The sequence below is a fragment of the Streptomyces sp. CB02366 genome (genome assembly GCF_001905905.1).
Classification (GTDB): domain Bacteria; phylum Actinomycetota; class Actinomycetes; order Streptomycetales; family Streptomycetaceae; genus Streptomyces.
Genome location: NZ_LIVT01000001.1, coordinates 730,953 through 750,104, shown reverse-complemented (window position 1 = coordinate 750,104; position 19,152 = coordinate 730,953). Strand labels below are relative to the sequence as shown.

Annotated in this window: 14 protein-coding genes; 10 read left to right on the top strand and 4 right to left on the bottom strand. The window is 75.3% G+C overall.

Translation table 11 applies throughout. The features are described 5' to 3' along the window. Positions 1–148: 148 nt before the first annotated feature. A complete protein-coding gene (locus tag AMK24_RS03225) occupies positions 149–562 on the top strand; it encodes a cobalamin B12-binding domain-containing protein (RefSeq protein WP_073764752.1) in 414 nt (137 codons plus the stop codon). A 288-nt stretch (positions 563–850) separates the two neighbouring features. Here the strand turns inward: AMK24_RS03225 and AMK24_RS03220 are convergent, their stop codons facing one another. Then, positions 851–2,548, bottom strand: coding sequence for a DUF5691 domain-containing protein (locus AMK24_RS03220; RefSeq protein WP_073764750.1), 1,698 nt, complete (start codon positions 2,546–2,548; stop codon positions 851–853). Between the two features lie 241 nt (positions 2,549–2,789). After that, positions 2,790–4,202 (bottom strand): SWIM zinc finger family protein, encoded by a 1,413-nt coding sequence (locus AMK24_RS03215; protein ID WP_073764748.1) that lies wholly within the window; start codon positions 4,200–4,202, stop codon positions 2,790–2,792. Between the two features lie 150 nt (positions 4,203–4,352). Between AMK24_RS03215 and AMK24_RS03210 the strand changes: the two genes are divergently transcribed. From AMK24_RS03210 to sucD, 6 genes are all read left to right on the top strand, one after another. Continuing rightward, positions 4,353–4,778: an MmpS family transport accessory protein gene (locus tag AMK24_RS03210; protein ID WP_073764746.1), complete on the top strand. Its 426-nt coding sequence runs from the start codon at positions 4,353–4,355 to the stop codon at positions 4,776–4,778. A gap of 177 nt (positions 4,779–4,955) precedes the next feature. Beyond that, complete coding sequence (locus tag AMK24_RS03205) at positions 4,956–6,143, top strand: ATP-binding protein (protein ID WP_242434896.1); 1,188 nt, start codon at positions 4,956–4,958, stop codon at positions 6,141–6,143. After that, on the top strand, positions 6,140–8,665 hold the full coding sequence (locus AMK24_RS03200; RefSeq protein WP_242434895.1) for a DUF5682 family protein: 2,526 nt from the start codon (positions 6,140–6,142) through the stop codon (positions 8,663–8,665). The genes AMK24_RS03205 and AMK24_RS03200 overlap by 4 nt, the downstream gene beginning before the upstream one ends. After that, a complete protein-coding gene (locus AMK24_RS03195; RefSeq protein WP_073764744.1) occupies positions 8,662–9,960 on the top strand; it encodes a VWA domain-containing protein in 1,299 nt (432 codons plus the stop codon). The genes AMK24_RS03200 and AMK24_RS03195 overlap by 4 nt, the downstream gene beginning before the upstream one ends. 274 nt (positions 9,961–10,234) lie before the next feature. Then, the gene (sucC, locus tag AMK24_RS03190) at positions 10,235–11,416 is read left to right on the top strand and encodes an ADP-forming succinate--CoA ligase subunit beta (RefSeq protein ID WP_073764742.1); all 1,182 of its coding nucleotides are present in this window, start codon (positions 10,235–10,237) and stop codon (positions 11,414–11,416) included. A gap of 21 nt (positions 11,417–11,437) precedes the next feature. Continuing rightward, the gene (gene sucD, locus AMK24_RS03185) at positions 11,438–12,322 is read left to right on the top strand and encodes a succinate--CoA ligase subunit alpha (protein WP_073764740.1); all 885 of its coding nucleotides are present in this window, start codon (positions 11,438–11,440) and stop codon (positions 12,320–12,322) included. Between the two features lie 103 nt (positions 12,323–12,425). Here the strand turns inward: sucD and AMK24_RS03180 are convergent, their stop codons facing one another. Further along, a complete protein-coding gene (locus AMK24_RS03180; RefSeq protein ID WP_073764738.1) occupies positions 12,426–13,757 on the bottom strand; it encodes a helix-turn-helix domain-containing protein in 1,332 nt (443 codons plus the stop codon). A 108-nt stretch (positions 13,758–13,865) separates the two neighbouring features. Here AMK24_RS03180 and AMK24_RS03175 point away from each other — a divergent pair, with 108 nt between their 5' ends. After that, positions 13,866–15,695: a cell division protein PerM gene (locus AMK24_RS03175; RefSeq protein ID WP_073764736.1), complete on the top strand. Its 1,830-nt coding sequence runs from the start codon at positions 13,866–13,868 to the stop codon at positions 15,693–15,695. Here the strand turns inward: AMK24_RS03175 and AMK24_RS03170 are convergent. Beyond that, a complete protein-coding gene (locus tag AMK24_RS03170; RefSeq protein WP_107427335.1) occupies positions 15,685–16,632 on the bottom strand; it encodes a hypothetical protein in 948 nt (315 codons plus the stop codon). The genes AMK24_RS03175 and AMK24_RS03170 overlap by 11 nt on opposite strands. A 291-nt stretch (positions 16,633–16,923) precedes the next feature. On the opposite strand from AMK24_RS03170, the gene purN reads away from it, so the two are divergent. Together purN and purH are read left to right on the top strand one after the other, a co-directional pair. Further along, positions 16,924–17,577, top strand: coding sequence for a phosphoribosylglycinamide formyltransferase (gene purN / locus AMK24_RS03165; protein ID WP_073764734.1), 654 nt, complete (start codon positions 16,924–16,926; stop codon positions 17,575–17,577). Further along, entirely contained in the window at positions 17,564–19,117 is a 1,554-nt protein-coding gene (gene purH / locus AMK24_RS03160; protein WP_073764732.1) for a bifunctional phosphoribosylaminoimidazolecarboxamide formyltransferase/IMP cyclohydrolase, read from the top strand. Before purN ends, purH begins: the two co-directional genes overlap by 14 nt. The last annotated feature ends 35 nt before the right edge of the window (positions 19,118–19,152 follow it).

Sequence of the window (19,152 nt, the reverse complement as noted above, 5' to 3'; positions counted from 1 at the left end):
TATGCGGAGGACGACGCCTGACGGAACACGTCCCACGTGTGATTTCCCCCTCCCCGCCTGCCGCGAAACTGCGCCGTACGAGATGCTGTGGATAACGTTCGTTCACATCCCCGTCCCTTCAGGCGCGGGAGACCAGGTGGAGGCAGTGATGGGTGTGACCGGTCCGATCCGTGTGGTGGTGGCGAAGCCGGGACTCGACGGCCACGACCGCGGCGCCAAAGTCATCGCGAGGGCGTTGCGGGACGCGGGCATGGAGGTGATCTACACGGGGCTCCACCAGACGCCCGAGCAGATCGTCGACACGGCGATCCAGGAGGACGCCGACGCCATCGGCCTCTCGATCCTCTCCGGCGCGCACAACACGCTGTTCGCGAAGGTGATCGAGCTGCTGAAGGCCCGGGAGGCGGAGGACATCCAGGTCTTCGGCGGCGGGATCATCCCGGAGGACGACATCGCCCCGTTGAAGGAACTGGGCGTCGCCGAGCTCTTCACCCCGGGGGCGACGACGACCGAGATCGTCACCTGGGTCAACGCCAACGTCCGCCAGGCCGCCCAGACCTGAACCGCTCCGCCGACACCTGAGCGGACCCGGGCCGGACGGACGGGGCTGCGCGGGCGGGGCGGGGCGACGGGGTGTAGCCCGAGCGGGGCGGGCGCGGGGCGGGCGGACGTGGGCGAGGCGGGCGCGTGCCTGCCGGGCGCGTGCCTGACACGGGTCGGGCGGACATGTGCGGCCCGGACGCGGGCCGGGCCGTCCGGTCCTGAGCCGCGGTGAACGGCGGTCGGCCCGCCCCTGCCCGCCGCCCCCTTTCTTCCGCTCCCTTCCTCCCGCCCCCTCCCTCCCGCGCCGTCAGGCCGCCAGCAGCTCCGCCTCCATCACGGCGCGCAGGCGCAGGGTGGAGACCAGCCGCTGGAAGGCTTCCGACCAGTAGCCGGCCGCCCCCGGCGACGCCCCCTCCCGCTCGTCCTGTGCGGCCGTCAGGACCTCCAGCCGGTCGGCCTCGGCCGGGTCCAGGCAGCGTTCCGCGAGGCCCATCACCCCGCTGAAGCTCCACGGGTAACTCCCGCCGTCCCGCGCGATGTCGAGCGCGTCCACCACGGAACGCCCCAGGGGGCCGGCCCAGGGGACCGTGCACACTCCGAGCAGCTGGAACGCCTCCGAGAGGCCGTGCGCGGCGATGAACCCGGCCACCCAGGAAGCGCGTTCGACCTCGTCCAGGACCGCGAGGAGCTTCGAGCGCTCGGCGATCGAGGCCGTTCCGGGACTGCTCGCCGGGGGCGCCGACGGCCGCCCGAGCAGGGCCCGGGACCACTGCGGATTCCGCTGCCGCACCGCCGCCCGGCACCACGCCGCGTGCAGCTCGTCGGCCCAGTCGTCGGCGACGGGAAGGGCCGTGATCTCCTCGGCGGGGCGTCCGCCGAACCGCCCCTCCCACACGGCGAGCGGCGCGGCCTCCACCAACTGCCCGAGCCACCAGGACCGTTCGCCGCGACCGGTCGGCGGGACCGCCACGACCCCGTCGCGCTGCATGCCCGCGTCGCACTCGTGCGGGGCCTCCACGGCGATGGACGCGGTACCGCCCGTACGGTCCGGATGGACGCAGGACAGCGCGCGGGCGGCCATCCGTCCGGCGAGCGCCGAATCGGGCAGGGCGGACAGCAACTCGGCGGCGGTGGCACGGACGTTGCGGCTGCGGTCGGCCAGGGCCTGTTCCAGGAACGGCTCGTCGGCGCTTCCCAGCCCGGACCGCAGGGAGTCCAGGAACATCAGCCGGTCCTCGGCCCGTTCGGCCGCCCACGTGGTGGCGAGCAGGGCGAGCCCGGCCGCCGGGTCCCGCGCCCGTACGGCGTCGAGCAGCGCGACCCGCTCCGCGAACAGCCCCTCCTCCCACACCCGCGCCACCGCGTCCGGGTCGGTGAGGTCGGGGTGGCGCGCGCCGCTCGCCGAACCGCGCAGGGCGAACTTCCAGTCGGGGTTGAGCCCGGCCAGCCACAGCCCGCGCGGCCCGGCGAACGCGAGTGCCTGCGGGCGCAGGTCCGTACGGGCGCGGGCGGCGTCCAGCAGGGGCGGCAGCAGCTCCGCCGGGGCGCGGAAGCCCATCCGGTTGGCGGTGGCCAGCCACTGCGGTATCAGTTCCGTGAGGTCGGGCGCGGCGCCGCGCCGTCCCCCGGCCGGGGGTGCGGAGCGGTCGGCCAGCAGGTGGGCCAGCCGGTCCCGGGCGGCTTCGGGGAGCGCGGGGCGCGGGTCCGGCGCGGCGGGCTCGGGCCGGGCCTCCGCCTCGGCGGGCCGCAGCCCGGCCCGCCGCCGCACGGTGTGCAGCGCGGCGGCGTCCAGCAGGGCCGCCGGAGCGTCGGCCGGTGCGGAGCCGCCGCCGCGTGGCGCGGGAGGACGGCGGTCGGTGCCCAGGAGCGCCGAGGTGACCAACTCCTCCCAGGGGAGCGGACCGGCGGCGTCGGCGCCGGCCTCGGCGAGCGGGCCGGAGGCGGTGGCGGGGGCAGAGGCGGCGGTGGTGGTGCTGGTTCCTGCGGGGCTGGTCGTGCGAGGCATCTTTCCCCTCCCGTGGCAGAGATACGCGGATGTCGGATGATCGGCGGACGGAGACCGGTCGGCAGGCCGGCGATCGAGGCGGGCCTCGCGGACCGGGGCACGCGGACGGCGGCTCGGGTCGGGCCGGGGCACGCACGCGGCGGGCCGGGGTGGGGCACGCGACGGGCGCCGGTCCCGAACGGGGTTGCCGGGAGCCGGGGGCGGGCGCCGGCTTAGGCATCGGCCTCCGACTCCTCCCGGGTCAGACCAGGCGGACGACCGGACCGGCCGGGGCGGGCGTGCTCCTTCCCTCCTCCGGCTCGTCCGGGCCCCAGGCCGCGAACGGGTCGAAGCCCCGGTGGCCGATCTCGCCGAACACCGTGACCGGCCCACCGCCGGACAGCGCGACGAGCTTCCACAGCCCCGGCCGGGACAACGCCGCCGGGGCGATCGGCAGCGCTGTCCCGGCCCGCGCGTCCGCCACCTGCCAGCCGTCCTTGGACGGCACGGGTATGACGTCGCGCAGGGTGACCGGGCAGGCGTCCAGCCAGGGGTCCTCCCGCAGGGCGTTCCCGTAGACCGCGGGGGCGTCCGCCGCGGCGATCCCCGGCGGGGGACCGGCCGGGGCCACCGCACCGAACTCCTGGCCCCACTCCGCGCGGGGCTGCGCGCCGCCCGGATACGGCGTCAGTTCGGCGTCGATCGCCGTGCCCACCGGGAGCGCCTGCGCCGGGGACCGCCCCGCCGCGCCGAACGAGAGCAGCAGGGCGGTGCGGCCCGACTCCCGCCCGTACAGCCAGATCCGCCGCGTGACGATCCTGCCGTCCGGGACGTCGTACTGCGCGAGGACCGTCCAGTGGTCCCGGACCGGGGGCCCTTCGGCGGTCACGGGCAGCCCCACGCGCGTCCGCACGGTCGCGGCCAGCGGCTTCGGCAACCGCTCCCGGCCGAGCCAGGCCCTGGCCAGCAGGTGGAGCAGTCCGCACTCCTCCAGCAGCCGGACCGGCCAGCCGGGGCCGGACCCGGTGACCGCTCCCGACTCCCGTGCCCGGGCGGCGAGGCCGGGCGCCTGGGCGTCGACCATGCGGGCGGCGGTCTCCTCCCACAGGCCGTAACCCGAGCGTTCGGTCGCGGCGAGCCCGCCGCGCAGCAGATCGGCCAGGCGCTGCTCCAACTCCTCGGCCCCGCCCGTGACGCGTTCGGCACGGCGCTCCGCCCGCTTCCTGGCGGCGGCCGGGTCGGCCGGCCCCCGTGCGCCGCCGCCCCCCTCCGAGGGCCCGCCCTTCTCCGCCGCACGTACGCGTCGGCCCTCGACCCACGCCGCCGCCCAGCCGACCGGCTCCCCCGGCGGGAACACGGCCTCGTCCGCCGCCCGCAGCAGCAACAGCCCCAGCGCGTGCTTGCACGGGAACTTCCGGCTGGGACACGTGCAGTGGTACGCCGGGCCGGTGAGGTCGACCACCGTCCGATACGGCGTGCTCCCGCTGCCCTTGCACAGACCCCACACCGCCCCCGCTCCGTCGCACCCCGTGCCGGACCACGGACCGGCCGCACCGAGCCGCGTACCCGCCGCGCGCGATGCCGCGTCGGGAGCCAGGGCCAGCACCCGCTCCACCGACCAGCACGCCCCCGGTCCGCCGGTGGACGAGGACTCTCCCCCGTGAGATAGCTGCATGTCCCCGACGGTAGGGGGCGGCACTGACAATCCCCTCCGACCTGCGAAGGCGTTCCCCGAGGAGGATTTGACTTCGCTCCCCCTCTGCGTTTCTCTGCGGTCTCCGCCTACGGAACGGATCCGGGCGGACCGATCCAGGGGGGATCCCAGATGAATCGCACCACCCGTGTCACCCGCGCCCTCGCGGTCTCCGTCCTCGTGCTCGGACTCGGCGCCTGTTCGGCCGAGTCGGTGGACAAGGCGGTGAACAAGGCGGTCGACGAGACCGTGGACGAGACCTACGAGGTCACGTACGAGGTCACCGGCACGAGCGTCGACGAGATCTCGTACCACGGGGGCGGCGGCAAGGCCATGGAGCCCGAGCTGGAGACCGTCAAGTCGCCGGCCCTGCCGTGGAAGAAGACCGTCGAGCTGCGCGGCATCATGCCGCCCGCCGTCATGCCGATCGCCGTGGACGTGGACGGGACGGACGTCGCGTGCACCATCACCTACAAGGGCAAGGTGATCAAGGAGGCGAAGGGGGACGGCATGCTGTCGGCGGGCGGCTGCATCGCCGTGTCGCCGATCGTGGGCTGACCCCGGCGGACCGGCCCCGGCCGGTCGGCCGGCTCCCGCACGGCGACCGGCCCGACCGGATCGCGCGGGGCGGCCCCCACAGGCGCGAACGGGCTCCGACCTGCGGTCGGGGCCCGTTGTCAGTGTCATGGTGCACGGTGGGAACCACATCGGATCGACCGATCTGGAGGGGGATCCATGACCGTGTCCGCAACCACTCCGGCCACGCCGAGCGCCTCGACCACACCGAGCGCCCCGGCCACCCCGACCACGCCGAGCGCCCCGGCCACCGGAGCCGCCGCCGGGGCGGAGGCGCTGCGCCCGCACGCCGAGGACGCGTTCGCCGACGAGCTCGCGGCGCTCGCGGCGGCCGACGACCGCCCCAGGCCCGCCCGTTGGCGGATGTCGCCCTGGGCCGTCGCCACCTACCTGCGGGGCGGGGTCCTGCCGGACGGGACGGTGATCACCCCCAAGTACGTGGGCCCGCGCCGCCTGATCGAGGTGGCCGTGACCACTCTCGCCACCGACCGCGCGCTGCTCCTGCTCGGCGTCCCCGGCACGGCCAAGACCTGGGTGTCCGAGCACCTGGCCGCCGCCGTCAGCGGCGACTCGACGCTGCTCGTGCAGGGGACCGCCGGGACACCGGAGGAAGCCGTCCGCTACGGGTGGAACTACGCACAGCTCCTCGCCCACGGCCCCAGCCGCGACGCCCTGGTGCCCAGCCCCCTGATGCGGGCCATGTCCGAGGGCATGACGGCCCGGGTCGAGGAGCTGACCCGGATCCCCGCCGACGTGCAGGACGCGCTCATCACGATCCTGTCCGAGAAGACGCTCCCCGTTCCCGAGCTGGGCCAGGAGGTGCAGGCCGTCCGGGGGTTCAACCTCATCGCCACGGCCAACGACCGGGACCGGGGCGTCAACGAGCTGTCCAGCGCGCTGCGCCGCCGGTTCAACACCGTCGTGCTGCCGCTGCCCGCGACCCCGGACGAGGAGGTCGACATCGTGTCCCGGCGCGTCGACCAGATCGGCCGTGCGCTCGACCTCCCGGCCGCGCCGGAGGGCCTGGCCGAGATCCGCCGTGTGGTGACGGTCTTCCGCGAGCTGCGCGACGGGGTGAGCACCGACGGGCGCACCAAGCTCAAGTCCCCCTCCGGCACGCTCTCCACCGCCGAGGCGATCTCCGTCGTCACCAACGGCCTCGCGCTCGCCGCCCACTTCGGGGACGGAGTGCTGCGCCCCGGCGACGTCGCGGCCGGCATCCTCGGCGCGGTCGTCCGGGATCCCGCGGCGGACCGGGTGGTCTGGCAGGAGTACCTGGAGACCGTGGTCCGCGAGCGGGACGGCTGGAAGGACTTCTACCGCGCCTGCCGCGAGGTGTCCGCATGACCCTCCCCGCCGGCACGGCGGCCTCTGCTGCCTCTGCCGCCTCTGCTGCCTCTGCCGCGTCCGCCGTGTCCGCGGCGGACGGGCCGGGCCCCCCGGCGCCCGCCGTCCCCGCCGGTACGGCCACGGCCACCGCGGCGACCGGCGCGCCCCGCCCGGAGCCCGGCGCGCCCACCGGACCGTGGCTCCTGGGCGTGCGGCACCACGGCCCCGGCTCGGCCCGTGCGGTCCTCGCCGCCCTCGCCGCGGCCCGGCCGGCCGCCGTCCTCGTCGAGGGGCCGCCCGAGGGCGACGCGCTGCTGCCCCTGGCCGCCGATCCGGCGATGCGCCCGCCGGTCGCCCTCCTGGCGCACGCCGTGGACGACCCGGGTCTGGCCTCCTTCTGGCCGATGGCCGCGTTCTCACCCGAGTGGGCGGCCATCGGCTGGGCCCTCGACCACGGCGTCCCGGTCCGGTTCATCGACCTGCCCGCCGCGAACACCCTCGCGCTCAAGGCCCCCGCGCCCGGAGCCGAGGAGGTCCGGCCGCCGGGGGAGCGGCCCGAGGACGACGAGGCCACGCCGGTCGTGGACCCGATCCGGGTGCTCGCCGAGACCGCCGGATACGACGACCCCGAACGCTGGTGGGAGGACGTCGTCGAACACCGGTCCCCGGCGGCCGGCTCCGGCGCCGGTCGCGACGGGGAGACGGAAGGCGGGGGCGGCGCGCTCGCCCCGTTCGCCGCGCTGGCGGAGGCCATGAGCGCCCTCCGCGAGGCCTACGGCGACGGCGGGCAGCCCCGGGACGCGGTGCGCGAGGCGTACATGCGGATCCAACTGCGCACCGCCCGCAAGGAGTTCGGGGACGCCGTCGCCGTCGTCTGCGGCGCCTGGCACGTGCCCGCCCTCGCCGCGCGGACCACCCTCGCCGCCGACCGCGCCCTGCTGAAGGGGCTGCCGAAGGTCAGGACGGAGCTGACCTGGGTGCCGTGGACCCACCGCCGCCTCGCCCGGCACAGCGGTTACGGGGCCGGGATCGACGCCCCCGGCTGGTACGGGCACCTGTTCGCCGCCCCCGACCGGCCCGTCGAGCGCTGGATGACCAAGGTCGCCGGGCTGCTGCGCGAGGAGGACCGGTCCGTCTCCACCGCCCACGTCATCGAGGCGGTCCGGCTCGCGGAGACCCTGGCCGCCCTCCGCGGGCGGCCGGTGGCCGGCCTGGGAGAGACGACCGACGCCGTGCGGGCCGTCATGTGCGAGGGGTCCGACGTCCCCCTCGCCCTCGTCCAGGACCGGCTGATCGTCGGCGAGGCCCTCGGCGAGGTGCCGGACTCCGCCCCGGCCGTCCCGCTGCAACGGGACCTGACCCGCATCCGGCGCACCCTGAGACTCAAGCCGGAGGCGGCGGAACGCGAGCTCGACCTCGACCTGCGCAAGGACACCGACGCCGCCCGCAGCCGCCTCCTGCACCGGCTGCGCCTCCTCGGCGTCGACTGGGGCGAGCCGGTCGCGGGCCGGAGCGGCACCGGCACCTTCCGGGAGAGCTGGCGGCTGAGCTGGGAGCCGGAACTCTCCGTCCGGGTCGCGGAGGCGGGGGTGTGGGGCACCACCGTCCTCACCGCCGCCACCGCGAAGGCCGAGTCCCGGGCGGTGGCGGCGGCCACCCTGGCCGACGTCACCGCCCTCGCCGAGCACTGCCTCCTGGCCGATCTGCCGGACGCGCTGCCCGGGGTGATGAGGGCCCTCGCCGACCGGGCCGCACTCGACGCCGACGTCGGCCACCTCGCGGACGCGCTGCCCGCCCTCGCCCGCTCCCTGCGGTACGGGGACGTGCGCTCCACGGACACGGCGGCGCTCGCGGAGGTCGCCGCCGGACTCGCCGAGCGGGTCTGCGTCGGCCTGCCGCCCGCCTGCACCGGCCTCGACGCGGACGGGGCCGAGACGCTGCGCCGCCAGGTGGAGGCCGTGCACGGAGCGATCGGGCTGCTCGGGGCCGGCGCGGACCCCGCCGCGGGACTGCGGGAGCGCTGGGACGCCGTCCTGCACAAGCTGGCGGCCCGGGACACGGTCGCCGGGCTCGTCCGGGGCCGGGCCGCCCGGCTGCTCCTGGACGAGGGGCGGCTGGCGGAGGACGAGGCGGCCCGGCTGATGGGCCTGGCCCTCTCGCCCGGCGCCCCGCCCGCCGACGCCGCCGCCTGGATCGAGGGGTTCGTCGGCGGGGCGTCCGGCGGCGGCATGCTGCTGGTCCACGACGAGCGGCTGCTCGCCCTCGTCGACGCCTGGCTGGCCGCGGTCCCCGCCGACCGGTTCACCGACGTGCTGCCGCTGCTGCGCCGCACGTTCTCCGCGTACGAACCGGGCGTACGGCGCACCCTGGGCGAGCTGGTCCGGCGCGGGCCCCTCCCCGAGGGCGCCCGGCGGGGTGAGGCGGGCCGCCCGACCGGCGGCTACGGCCCCGGTCTCGACCGGGCCCGGGCCGACGCGGTGGAACCGGTGCTGCGTCTGCTGCTCGGCCGCCCGCCCGAGCCCGTGGAGGCGGCCGGATGACGACGACCACCCGGGCGCACCCGGGCCCGACCGACCCGACGGGGGAGACCATGGATGGGCCGACGACCGCGACCCGGCCGACGACCACCGCCCAGGCCCCGCCCGCGCCCGACGCGGAGCGGCTGCGGCGCTGGCGGATGGTGCTCGGCGCGGACGCCGACGAGAGCACGGGGCACACCCTCACCGGCCGGGACGCGGCGATGGACGGCGCGTTGAACGCGCTGTACGGCGGGGGCGCGGGCAAGAAGCCGGGCGACCGGGGCTCCGGCGGCCGTTCGGCGGGCCTCGGCGCTTCGGCGCCCTCCGTCGCCCGCTGGCTCGGCGACATCCGGACGTACTTCCCCGCCTCCGTCGTCCAGGTGATGCAGCGCGACGCGATCGACCGGCTCGGCCTGGCGGCCCTGCTCCTGGAGCCGGAGATGCTGGAGGCGGTCGAGCCGGACGTCCACCTCGTCGGCACCCTGCTCTCCCTCCACAAGGCGATGCCCGACACGACCAGGGAGACCGCCCGCGCCGTCGTCCGCAAGGTCGTCGAGGACCTGGAGAAGCGGTGGGAGAGCCGCACCCGGGCCACCCTGTCCGGGGCCCTCGACCGCTCGGCGCGGACCAGCCGGCCGAGCCACCGCGACATCGACTGGGACCGCACCGTCCGGGCCAACCTCAAGAACTACCTGACGCTCCCGGGGCGGGACGGGGCGCCGGCGAGGGGCACGGTCGTACCGGAACGCCTCGTCGGCCACGGCCGCGCCGCCCGGTCCGTCAGGAAGGACGTCGTCCTGTGCGTGGACCAGTCCGGCTCGATGGCCGCGTCGGTCGTGTACGCCTCGGTCTTCGGCGCGGTGCTCGCCTCCCTGCGCACCCTCTCCACCCGGCTCGTCGTCTTCGACACGGCGGTCGTCGACCTCACGGACCAGCTCGACGACCCGGTCGACGTCCTGTTCGGCGCCCGGCTCGGCGGCGGCACCGACATCAACCGGGCGCTCGCCTACTGCCAGTCCAGGATCACCCGGCCGGCCGACACCGTCGTCGTCCTCATCAGCGATCTCCACGAGGGAGGCATCCGCGGCGAGATGCTGAAACGGGTCGCCGCGATGAAGGCGTCCGGCGTGCAGTTCGTGACGCTGCTGGCCCTCTCCGACGAGGGCGCGCCCGCCTACGACCACGAGCACGCGGCGGCGCTCGGCGCACTCGGCGCGCCCGCCTTCGCCTGTACGCCGGACCTCTTCCCGGACGTCATGGCCGCCGCGATCGAGAAGCGGCCCCTGCCCGTGCCGGACAAGGAACCCCCGCCCTGAGAGGCGTCCGACGCCTCCGCGCGGCCGGGCGGGGAGCCGATCGGTTTCCGCCCGTCACCGGGCGTCCGTCCGGCACCCTCTGTGACCGTTATCACCGCTCAGGTGGGATCTGCGATTTAGGGTCACACGGGGCGCGGGGATAACCTGCCGGATGGACATGCCGCGTACTCGGACACCGTGTGCGCCTTCCTGGTGACAGAGCAGTCACGATGCCCTTCGCGGCACGCCCACGCAGAAGAACGAACCGCGATACCACTAAAAGGGACGGACGCGCGTGGACCTGTTCGAGTACCAGGCGAGGGACCTCTTCGCCAAGCACGGTGTACCGGTGCTGGCCGGTGAAGTCATCGACACGCCTGAGGCAGCCCGCGAGGCGACCGAGAAGCTGGGCGGCAAGTCTGTCGTCAAGGCACAGGTGAAGGTCGGGGGCCGGGGCAAGGCCGGCGGCGTCAAGCTGGCCGCCGACCCCGACGAGGCGGTCGCCCGGGCGACCGACATCCTCGGCATGGACATCAAGGGCCACACGGTCCACAAGGTGATGATCGCCGAGCTGTCCCCGGAGATCGAGGCGGAGTACTACGTCTCGTACCTCCTCGACCGCACCAACCGCACCTTCCTGGCCATGGCCTCGGTGCAGGGCGGCATGGACATCGAGGAGGTCGCGGAGAAGACCCCCGAGGCCCTCGCGAAGGTCCCGGTCGACTCCAACTCCGGCGTGGACATCGCCAAGGCCCGCGAGATCGTGGCCCAGGCGAAGTTCCCGGCCGACGTGGCCGAGGGCGTGGCCGAGGCCCTGGTGACCCTGTGGGAGACCTTCGTCGCCGAGGACGCCCTCCTCGTCGAGGTCAACCCGCTGGTGAAGACCAAGGACGGCCGCATCCTGGCCCTGGACGGCAAGGTCTCGCTCGACGAGAACGCCGACTTCCGCCAGCCGGACCACGAGGCCCTCGAGGACAAGGACGCAGCCGACCCGCTCGAGGCTGCCGCCAAGGCCAAGAACCTCAACTACGTCAAGCTCGACGGCGAGGTCGGCATCATCGGCAACGGCGCCGGCCTGGTCATGTCGACCCTGGACGTCGTCGCGTACGCCGGTGAGAACCACGGCGGCGTGAAGCCCGCCAACTTCCTCGACATCGGCGGCGGCGCCTCCGCCGAGGTCATGGCGAACGGCCTGGAGATCATCCTCGGCGACCCGGACGTCAAGTCCGTCTTCGTCAACGTCTTCGGCGGCATCACCGCCTGTGACGAGGTCGCCAACGGCATCGTGCAGGCGCTCGCGCTCCTGGAGTCCAAGGGCGAGAAGGTCGAGAAGCCGCTGGTCGTGCGTCTCGACGGCAACAACGCGGAGCTGGGTCGCAAGATCCTCTCCGACGCCAACCACCCGCTCGTGCAGCGCGTGGACACCATGGACGGCGCGGCCGACAAGGCCGCCGAGCTCGCCGCGGCTGCGAAGTAAGGGACGAGGGACTCCAACACCATGGCTATCTTCCTCACCAAGGACAGCAAGGTCATCGTCCAGGGGATGACCGGCGCCACGGGCATGAAGCACACCAAGCTCATGCTGGGCGACGGCACCAACATCGTCGGTGGCGTGAACCCGCGCAAGGCCGGTACGTCCGTCGACTTCGACGGCACCGAGGTACCGGTCTTCGGCTCCGTCAAGGAGGCGATGGAGAAGACCGGCGCGAACGTGTCCGTGCTCTTCGTCCCGCCGGCCTTCTCCAAGGCCGCCGTCGTCGAGGCGATCGACGCCGAGATCCCGCTCGCTGTCGTCATCACCGAGGGCATCGCCGTCCACGACTCCGCCGCCTTCTGGGCGTACGCGAAGGAGAAGGGCAACAAGACGCGGATCATCGGCCCGAACTGCCCCGGTCTCATCACCCCGGGCCAGTCCAACGCCGGCATCATCCCGGGCGACATCACCAAGCCCGGCCGCATCGGCCTCGTGTCCAAGTCCGGCACGCTGACCTACCAGATGATGTACGAGCTCCGTGACATCGGCTTCTCCTCCGCCGTCGGCATCGGTGGCGACCCGGTCATCGGCACCACGCACATCGACGCCCTCGCGGCGTTCGAGGCGGACCCGGAGACCGACCTCATCGTGATGATCGGCGAGATCGGCGGCGACGCCGAGGAGCGTGCCGCCGACTTCATCAAGGCGAACGTCACCAAGCCGGTCGTCGGCTACGTCGCGGGCTTCACCGCCCCGGAGGGCAAGACCATGGGCCACGCCGGCGCCATCGTCTCCGGCTCCTCGGGCACCGCCCAGGCGAAGAAGGAGGCCCTGGAGGCCGCCGGCGTCAAGGTCGGCAAGACGCCGACCGAGACCGCCAAGCTGGCGCGCGAGATCCTCGGCGCCTGAGGCTGAGCCCGGTTCCCGGGCACGCTCGAACGGCGCGGGCCCGCACCCCTTTCCACCTGGGGTGCGGGCCCGCGCCGTTCGCGTACGCCCCGGGCCGCCCGCCTCAGCGAGGCGCCGGGACCAGCCTCTCCGGCCCGTGCGCCACCTGCTCGCGCAGCGTCTTCTGGAGCTTCAGGTCCTGGGCGGTGAGCTTCTGCGGACCGCCGCGCGGCGGTACGCCCCCGACGCGTTCGGCGGGGGAGATCGGCGGCTCGTAGTGGGTGGGCGCGGTGTGCAGGGTGAGACCGGTCAGGAGCATGAGCAGCGCGACACCCGCGACGGCGGTCCTGGTCCACCGTCTGGCCCGGTTCTCGCCCCCCGCGCGCACGGCGCCGGCCGGCGGCGGCAGGGGGACGTGCTCGGCGCGGGCGAGGCCGTCGAGCCGGTCGTGCAGCAGGGCCGACCGCTCGGTGGGCGAACCGGCCTCCGCCAGTTCGGGAAGCCGTTCGGTGAGGGCGGCGTGGGCGGTCATCAGCCGGCCCGCCGCCGCCGGGGTGCTGGCCTCCGTCTCGGCAGCGGTCTCCGGGAGGTCCAGGCCGACCCCCTCGTACAGGAGCAGCGTGCGCCGGTAGGCCGGGGGCAGGTCGAGCAGCGCGCGGAACAGCGCCCGCTTGCCCGGTTCCGCGGGCGGCGCGTCGGGGTGCCGGTGTCTGCGGCGCATCCGGTGCCACGGGGACATCGCGTACTCGTACGCGGCGGCCCGCACCCAGCCGGCCGGGTCACGGTCGACGGCCACCTCGGGCCAGCGGTGCCAGGCCAGTTGGAAGGCGCGCTCCACGGACTCGCGGGCCAGGGCGCGGCGGCCGGTCAGCAGGTAGGTCTGCCGGACCAGGTCGGGGGCGGTCCGGGCGTACAGCGCGTCGAACGCGTCGGCGGGCGTGAAACCCCGCTCCCCGGGGTGCTCCGGGACGGCGCCCGTCCCCTCCTCCGCTCCCGCCTCCTCCGCTCCCGCCTCCGCCCCCGTCGCCTCTTCCGCCTCGGCTGCTTCCACCCCCGTCGTCCCGGCTTGCGCGGGACGCGGCGCGGACAGGCCCTGCTCCGGCTCCGGGCGGGGCGTCGCTTCCCCGGCCACCGCCTCCGGCTTCGCTTCCCCGGCCACGGGCTCCGCCTCCGGCTTCGCGGCCACCGCCCCGGCCTCCGGCGCCACCACTGCCTGTACCGCTGCCTCCGCCCCGGTCTCCGGCGGCTCCGGGGCGATGATCCTGGCGTACAGCGCGCGCTTGCGTCCGCGCGGGCTCGTGCGGCCGGTCTCCCAGGAGCGCACCGTGGCGCGTGTGACCCCTACCGCTTCCGCCACCTGCTCCTCGCTCAGCGCTTTCGCCTCGCGCAGTCTGCGGCGCTCCTTGGGCGAGGGCAGCGGCTCTGCCGCGGCCCCGGCGGTCGTACTCCGGGTCATGGACGACCCCCGGCCCCATCGCACACGGAGAAAAAGTACATAAACGTATATTGAGCGACACAGCGGCTGTTCGCGCGTTACACGGAGAAAGCGCGTGTCGTTGGCAGCATGGGCCGCGTGACCCGACTGACGCAGCGCGGCCCCCAGGTGACGACCGATCGGAACCGCGCCCTGGCCCTCTCCTCCGCCGTGGTGCGGGGCGCCGTCGCCGCCGGGCTCGGCCTCGGCGCACTGGCGGTCCTGGTCACCGTGGTCTGGATCAGCTCCCCGCACCCCGACAGCGGACCGGACGGAGCGTTGCGCGCGACGGCCGGGGTCTGGCTGCTCGCGCACGGCGCCGGACTCGTGCGGCCCGACACCCCGAGCGGCGTCCCGGCCCCCGTGGGCGTGGTGCCGCTGCTGCTCATGGTGGGCCCGGTCTGGCTGACGCACCGCGCGGCGCGCGACGCGGCGGAGCCGGGGGAGGGGCGCCCCGGCGCCTCGCGGGCGGGCGCGTTCTGCGCGGTGACCGCCGGGTACCTGCTGGTCGTGGCGGGTGCGGCGGCCTACGCGCGCGGGGGTGCGTTGCGCCCGGACCCGGACACGCTGTTGTTCCCGGTGGCGCTGGTGGTGGCCGGTGCGGCGGCGGCCGGGGTGTGGACGGCGGCCGGACGGCCGCTCGGGCCCCTGCCGTCCTGGTCGCCCCTGGCCTTCCAGGAGGCCGCCGCCAGGGAGCTGTTCCGGGACCGGGCGGAGGCGGCGTGCCGGTCGGCGGCGGTGGGCGTGGCGATGCTGCTCGGGGGCGGGGCGCTGCTGGTCGCCGTGGCGCTCGGGCGGAACGCGGCGGCGGCCCAGGACGCGTTCCTCGGCCTGGCGGGCGACTGGTCGGGGCGGTTCGCCGTACTCCTGCTGGCCGCCGCGCTCGTGCCGAACGCCGCGGTGTGGGGAGCGGCGTACGGGCTGGGGCCCGGGTTCGCGCTCGGCACGGAAGCCACCGCGACCTCGCTGGGACTCGACGGCGCCCCGGCCGTCCCCCGTTTCCCCCTCCTGGCGGCCCTGCCGGACCCGGGGCCGGGGTCCTGGCCGAACTGGGCGGCCGGAGCGGTTCCGGTGGCGGCCGCGCTGGCGGTCGCCTGGTTCACCGTACGCAGGGCCGCGCCGGTGGACGCGCCCCGCGCGCGGACCTGGGGACCGGGCGAGACGGCGCGGGTGACCCTGCTCGCCGCGTTCGGCTGCGGCCTGGGAACGGCGCTGCTCACGGCGCCGGCCGGGGGGCCGCTCGGCACGGGGGAGCTGAGCGTTTTCGGCCCGGTGTGGTGGCTGACCGGGCCGGCGGCCCTCGTCTGGACGGCCGTCATCGGCGTACCGGCGGCCCTGCTGCTGCGGCTGTGGCGGCTGCGCACACCGGGCTGGGCCTGGCGCAGGGACGTGACCGAGGCGCAGATTCCTCCGGCGGCCGGGACCGAGGCCGGGGCCGGGGCGACGTACCGGCGGGACGCGGGCGCGTTCGCGAACGCGAGGGAAGGCGGAGCGGAGGGTGCCGGAAGGGCGCGCCGCCGGTGGACGCCGTGGCGCGGGCGGAGCGCGGAGAAGGGCGATCCGGGCCGGACCCGGCCCGGCGCACCGGCGGCTTCCTCCGTTCCGGCCCCCGGAACGGCCCCCGAAGAGGGTTCCGGCGGACGGCCCGGGCCGGCGGCGGGGCAGGGCGGGGCGGGCTTCGAGCCGTACGACTTCCTGCCGACCGACCCGTGGCACGAGAAGGACTCCAGGGAAGCCCGGTGGGCCTCTCTGCGGCAGGGGTCCGGCGGGCTGATGGCCGACTTCCCCGCTGTTCCGGCTGCGGCCCGGCCCGCCGACCGCCCCGAGGCCCGGCCCGCGGACAGTGCCGCCGACCGTTCCGCCGGGGCGGCCGCCCGTACCGCCGGGGAGGCGGACGGCGGCCCGGCGGCTACTCCTTGACGCCGAAGAAGGGCTCCAGCGGCTTCGGCAGCCGGTCGTTGCAGGCCACCGCCCCGGACTTGGTCAGGGCGTCGTTCACGCAGGTGTAGTAGTCGCGGTAGACGAGCTGCACGGTGAACGTCGTCGCGACGATGAGGAGCGCCAGCAGAGCGGTGACCAGGCCGCTGACCGCCGCCGTGGTCTGCTGCCGGCCGGCGATGCTCCGCGGTACGGCCGGCTGCCCGGCCGGGGCGGCCCCGGCGCCGTCCGCCGCACCCGTGCCGTCCCCGGCCGCGGAACCGGCCGTCCCGGCGCCGTCCGCCCCGGAGGCTTTCCCGAGCGGGGCGCGGAGGGCGCTGATCGCCCAGTACGTCGCGAGCGCGCCGAGCAGCAGGGCGATCTCGGGGAAGTCGAAGAGCGCGAAGAAGAAGGCCCACATGCCGCCGAGCACCGCGTAGCGGGCGCGCCGCTGCACGGGGTCCTTGGGATCCCAGCGCAGGCCGCCCGGCCCGCCGCGGTCGTTCCCGCCCTTGCCGCCCGGACCTCCGGAGCCGTTCCCGCCCGGACGCCCGCCGAAGCCGCCGCCCTCCCGGCCGGGCTGCCGGTCGCTCCACTGGCTGCCCCACGCCGGGCGGTCGGCCGAGGAACCGGAGCCGTTCCCGCCGGACCCCTCGGCACCGCTCCCGCTCCCCTCGGAGCCCTCGTTCCCGCCCGTGCCGCCCGACCCGGAGGCCGCGTAGGGGCGGCGGGGCCGCCACGGCTGGTCGGGCCGGTCCGCGGGCGGCGGCGCGAACGGGTTGTCCTCCCGCGGATCCCGCGGCCCCCCGGCGGAGGGCGAGCCGGACGAACCCGCGGCGGAGGACGAGTCCGGCGAGGAGGACGAGCGCTCCCGCGTCAGCGGAGTGGGCCGCTCGGGCCGGGGAAGGCGAAAGGCGGTGCGACGGCGTCGGTCCGGCATGTGGTGAACGTCTTCCCCATCTCGTCATGTGCGCCCGCGGGACGGTTCGCCCGCCCGAGGGGCGGTTCGTCCGCCCGGCGGACGGTTCGCTGTCCCCTGACGCTACCTCCCGGTCACGCCCCCGTCCCGTGGGGGCCGTCGGGTGTGCCGGTATCGTTGCTGACGGTCGGCCCGTTCGTAGGGTTCCCCGTATCGGGCGAAGCGATTCTCTCGTACGACCCTACAAAGAGCGTCCCCGTACCCCCGCACCCTGCGTCATCGCGCGGTCATCACGTGAGAAAGGGCCCCGACGTGGCCTCCCCGCCCCCCTCCGCCCCCCCTGCCCGGCTGGTCGTGCTGGTCTCCGGCTCCGGTACGAACCTCCAGGCGCTCCTCGACGCCATCGGCGCCGACCCGGCGTACGGGGCGCGGATCGTCGCGGTCGGCGCGGACCGGGAGGGGACCGGTGGCGTGGAGCGCGCCGAACGGGCCGGGATCCCCACGTTCGTGTGCAAGGTCAAGGACCACGCGACGCGCGCCGCGTGGGACGAGGCGCTCACCGCGCTGGTCGCCGAGCACCGGCCGGACCTCGTCGTCTCCGCGGGCTTCATGAAGATCGTGGGGCCGGCGTTCCTCGCCGCCTTCGGCGGCCGGACCGTCAACACCCACCCCGCCCTGCTGCCCAGCTTCCCCGGCGCCCACGGGGTGCGCGACGCGCTCGCCTACGGCGTCAAGGTCACGGGCTGCACCGTCCACTTCGTCGACGACGGCGTCGACACCGGTCCGATCATCGCGCAGGGCGTGGTCGAGGTGACCGAGGAGGACACCCCGGAGGGCGAAGCCGCCCTCCACGAACGCATCAAGGAAGTCGAGCGCACGCTGCTCGTCGAGGCCGTGGGGCGGATCGCCCGTGACGGCCATCGCATTGAGGGACGAAAGGTTCATCTCGGTCATGTCGGTGAATAAGCCCATCCGCCGCGCCCTGGTCAGTGTCTACGACAAGACGGGGCTCGACGACCTCGCCCGCGGACTGCACGAGGCGGGCGTCGAACTCGTCTCCACCGGCTCCACCGCCGGGAGGATCGCCGCCGCGGGAGTCCCGGTCACCAAGGTCGAGGAGCTGACCGGCTTCCCCGAGTGCCTGGACGGCCGGGTCAAGACGCTGCACCCCCGCGTCCACGCCGGCATCCTCGCCGACCTGCGGCTGGACGCCCACCGCGAGCAGCTGGCCGAACTGGGCGTCGAGCCCTTCGACCTGGTCGTGGTGAACCTCTACCCGTTCAGGGCGACCGTCGCCTCGGGCGCCTCCGACGACGAGTGCGTCGAGCAGATCGACATCGGCGGCCCCTCGATGGTCCGCGCCGCCGCCAAGAACCACCCCTCCGTCGCCGTGGTCACCAGCCCCGAGCGGTACGCGGACGTCCTCGCGGCCGTCCGGGCGGGCGGCTTCGACCTGACCGCCCGCAAGCGGCTCGCAGCCGAGGCGTTCCAGCACACCGCCGCCTACGACGTGGCCGTCGCCTCCTGGTTCGCCGACGACTACGCGGCGGCCGACGACTCGGGCCTCCCGGAGTTCCTGGGCGACACCTTCACCCGCAAGAACGTCCTGCGCTACGGCGAGAACCCGCACCAGCCCGCCGCTCTGTACACCTCCGGCGAGGGCGGTCTCGCGGAGGCCGAGCAGCTGCACGGCAAGGAGATGTCCTACAACAACTACACGGACACCGACGCCGCCCGCCGCGCCGCCCACGACCACGCCGAGCCGTGCGTCGCGATCATCAAGCACGCCAACCCGTGCGGCATCGCGATCGGCGCCGACGTGGCGGAGGCCCACCGCAAGGCCCACGCCTGCGACCCGCTGTCCGCGTTCGGCGGCGTCATCGCCGTCAACCGCCCGGTGACCGTCGAGCTGGCCGAGCAGGTCGCGGAGATCTTCACCGAGGTCATCGTCGCCCCGGCCTACGAGGACGGCGCGGTCGAGGTGCTGGCCCGCAAGAAGAACATCCGCGTCCTGCGCGCCCCCGAGGCCCCGGCCGCCGCGTTCGAGGTCAAGCCGATCGACGGCGGCGCGCTGCTCCAGGCCGCCGACCGCCTCCAGGCCGAGGGCGACGACCCGGCGAACTGGACGCTCGCCACCGGCGACGCGCTGTCCGAGGACCAGCTGCGCGAGCTGGCCTTCGCCTGGAAGGCGTGCCGCGCGGTCAAGTCCAACGCGATCCTCCTCGCCAAGGACGGCGCCTCGGTCGGCGTCGGCATGGGCCAGGTCAACCGGGTCGACTCCGCGAAGCTCGCCGTCGAGCGTGCGGGCGCGGAGCGGGCCGCCGGTTCGTACGCCGCCTCCGACGCGTTCTTCCCGTTCCCGGACGGTCTGGAGATCCTGACGGCCGCCGGCGTCGAGGCCGTCGTCCAGCCCGGCGGCTCCGTCCGCGACGAGCTGGTGATCGAGGCCGCGCGGAAGGCCGGCGTGACCATGTACTTCACGGGCACCCGCCACTTCTTCCACTGACCGCTCCGGCGCCGCCCGGCGGCCGCACCCCTCTC